General features: G+C 39.7%; 3 protein-coding genes. All 3 read left to right on the top strand.

From position 1 onward, the window contains the following. On the top strand, positions 1–485 hold a 485-nt coding region (locus IJT21_03905), incomplete at its 5' end, for a dCTP deaminase (protein MBQ7577397.1). Between the two features lie 20 nt (positions 486–505). Continuing rightward, a complete protein-coding gene (locus IJT21_03910) occupies positions 506–1,357 on the top strand; it encodes an NAD(+)/NADH kinase (protein ID MBQ7577398.1) in 852 nt (283 codons plus the stop codon). 289 nt (positions 1,358–1,646) lie between these two features. Beyond that, the gene (locus IJT21_03915) at positions 1,647–3,215 is read left to right on the top strand and encodes an AAA family ATPase (GenBank protein MBQ7577399.1); all 1,569 of its coding nucleotides are present in this window, start codon (positions 1,647–1,649) and stop codon (positions 3,213–3,215) included. Positions 3,216–3,272 lie beyond the last annotated feature (57 nt).

Consider the following 3,272-nt stretch of genomic DNA (forward strand, 5'->3'; position numbering starts at 1 on the left):
ATATCGGACGCGAAATAATAATAGATCCTTTTGACGAGTCGCGCTTAAATCCAAATAGTTATAATTTGTCATTGCATAACGAGTTATTGATTTACACACGCGAATCTCTCGACATGAAACAAGATAATCCCACTCAAAAAATTTTGATTCCTCCTGAAGGCTTTATTTTACAGCCGGGCAAATTATATCTTGGCCGAACTCATGAATATACAAGCACAAAAAATTTTATTCCCATGTTAGAAGGCCGCTCATCAATAGGCAGGCTCGGAATTTGCATTCATGTAACAGCAGGATTCGGAGATATAGGTTTTGCGGGATATTGGACGCTCGAATTATTTTGTGTTCAGCCTGTCAGGATTTACGCCGGAGTCCAAATTGCGCAGATCTATTATCACACAATTTCAGAGCCCTACGAACTTTACACGAACGGCAAATATCAGAATAATAACGGTATTCAAGCAAGCATGTTATACAAAGAATTCTAAGCCCTGATATAATTTAAATCATGAATGAACTCGGAATGATCGTAAATCTTCGTAAGCCTGAGGCCGTGAATATGGCGAAAAATTTGCTTGAATGGGCAAATAATAATAATTGCCGGTTCCTATTACCTAAACAGGAAGCAAGCGCACTCACTACTGCAGGACTTGACGATGAACAATGGCTGAAAACTGTAAAACTTGCGCTGGTAATCGGCGGGGACGGGACATTTTTACGCGCTGCAAGATTCATAATGGGAACTGATATAATTTTGCACGGAATAAATCTCGGACATTTAGGATTTCTCGCTTCAAGCAGGCCCGACGGAGCTATTAAAGATTTACAGAATATTTTATCCGAAAATTTTAACGTGATGGAGCGCAGAGTTTTGCGTTGTGTCTTGTATCACGATGACTCACAGCTTTATAAAATTTATGCCCTCAATGATGTAGTCTTGAGTACAAGCTCAATAGCTAGATTGCTTCATATTGAAATAAGATTCAACGACGAATTTTTTTGCGTGTTACCTGCTGACGGCGTAATAATTTCTTCTCCGACCGGGTCAACTGCTTATGCTTTATCAGCCGGAGGGCCCATGATACCCCCGCACGTTAATGCGATATTATTAGCTCCCTTGTGCGCTCATACTCTTTATTCAAGGCCGTTAGTGGGCTCTGAAGATGACAGAATCACGTTAATAGCTCGCGGAAGTTCACGGGATTTAATGTTGACTCAGGACGGCCAGCTCGTTTATGAAGTATTGCCGGGCGACAGAATCGAAATAAGACTATCACGTACTAAGAAAATAAGAACTGTGAATTTACCTGATAGAAATTTTCTTGATATAGTGCGCGAAAAATTAGGCTGGGGCGAATGAGTATTTATAATTGCGTGATAATATGCGGGCAAATGAGCGATAAATTTTTTATGCATTCATTATGTGCGAATAACTGCGATAAATTTTTTTCTGCTGTCTCACTTTATGCAAGAATAAGGCCGGCGCAAAGTTTTACAAGCTATAAAATTTTCATTATTTTATTGTGTGTGCTGCGAAATTTCTATATTTTAATGAGTAATCGCGATAAAATCTCTAATTATATGAGAATACAACCGGCGCAATTTCTTATAAACTATAAAATTTTCATAAATAATCGAGCTGCTTTATCATGATTGACTCTCTAAAAATTTCAAATATAGGCGGTATAAAATCTGCGTCGCTCGAATTCACTTCAGGCCTAAACGTAATAACAGGTGAAAGCGGTGCAGGGAAGTCAAGTGTCGTGCGTGCTCTTGAGCTATTAACTGGGAGTCGGGGAGGCGGTAAATTTATTCGTGCTGGTGAGAAACTCGGCCAAGTTGAAGCAAAATTTACGGACACGACAATAACACGCGAAATATTAAACACTGGACGGAGCCGCGCAAAAGTTCAGGGAGCTATAACCGGTCTCAATGAATGCGCACAAATAGCAAGCTCGCTCGTTAAGATTCAAAGCCAGTTCGCACAAATTGAATTATTAGAGAGTGATAGACAGTTAGCAATGCTTGACTCGTTTCTGCCCGCGAAATTATTTGACTCGTTTCATGAAATTTTTGATTTAGCTAAAGAAAGTTCACAGGAATTGCGGACTCTCAAGAAAAAACGCGCCGAGATCGAACGCAAATACTCAAATGCACGAGAAATTTTTGATTTAGTGAAAATTGCCCGGCCTGAACAGGGACTCGAAAAAAAACTAGAAAATTTATTAGCTGATATAACTCACAAAATATCAGAGATTAACCGCGCAAAAAATAGCCTTGATTCACTCACCGGCGGACTCTCTGAAAATGGATTAGTTGAACAAGTAAAAACTTGCTTTGAAAATTTGTACTCATTCATGAATGACGATGACGAAAAATTAACCCGTGAAGCAATTAATAATTTATTCGAGTCTGCTAATAATATAGAACTTGATGACGGCGAAAATTATTTAACTCAACGCGAAAAAATTGAGTCCAGACTCGGAGCTTTACGAAAACTCAAGCGGCTTTGCAATATTCCCGACGAGAACGAGCTGTTAAATTACTGCGACGAGATTTATACGAGTCTTGAATGGCTCGAAAAAAGTTATAACGAGCTCGAAAATTTATCGATTAAATCACTCAATGACAAGAAGAAAGCAAACGCCCTCGCTATGGAAATCAGGCACTCAAGACAAGAAACCGCTAAAATTTTATCAGAACGAGTGAATAATATTTTAAGTGAACTCGCTATGAACACTATAAAATTTAATATAAATCTTAACGGCTTGCAAAAATTACGTCGTGATGGAGCAGACGAGGCCGAATTTATTTTACAGGAAGGCTCAAGAGTCGGACGTGTCGAAAAAATTGCGTCGGGCGGTGAATTGAGCAGGCTTTTACTTGCATTGCAGCTTTCTTTGCCTGATGAGTGGCTGCCTCCCACTATAGTTTTTGACGAGGTAGAAGCAGGACTCGGAGGGCGGGCGGCTGTATTATCCGGTTTACAGCTGAAAAAATTATCCCGCAAGTGTCAAGTCATTCTAGTAACTCATGAAGCGTCCATTGCGGCACTGGGAGATTCGCACATTTTGATACAGCGGATTAACGGAGAAACTTCCATGAAAAATATACGCGACTATGAACGAGTCAAGGAAATTGCAAGAATGTTATCAGGGTCGCCGGATTTAAGCGAGGCTCAGGAACACGCAAAAATTTTATTGAGTGAAGGAAAATGATATAATTTGCTAAAATTTATGTGAAAGGACTCTTGACAAATGACAGATAAGGCCGCA

Source organism: Synergistaceae bacterium, assembly GCA_017443945.1.
Classification (GTDB): Bacteria; Synergistota; Synergistia; order Synergistales; family Aminobacteriaceae; genus JAFUXM01.

Bases quoted from the DNA above. Each gene is read 5' to 3' on its own strand.
- IJT21_03910 (MBQ7577398.1), top strand. From the start codon at position 506: ATGAATGAACTCGGAATGATCGTAAATCTTCGTAAGCCTGAGGCCGTG.
- IJT21_03915 (MBQ7577399.1), top strand. From the start codon at position 1,647: ATGATTGACTCTCTAAAAATTTCAAATATAGGCGGTATAAAATCTGCG.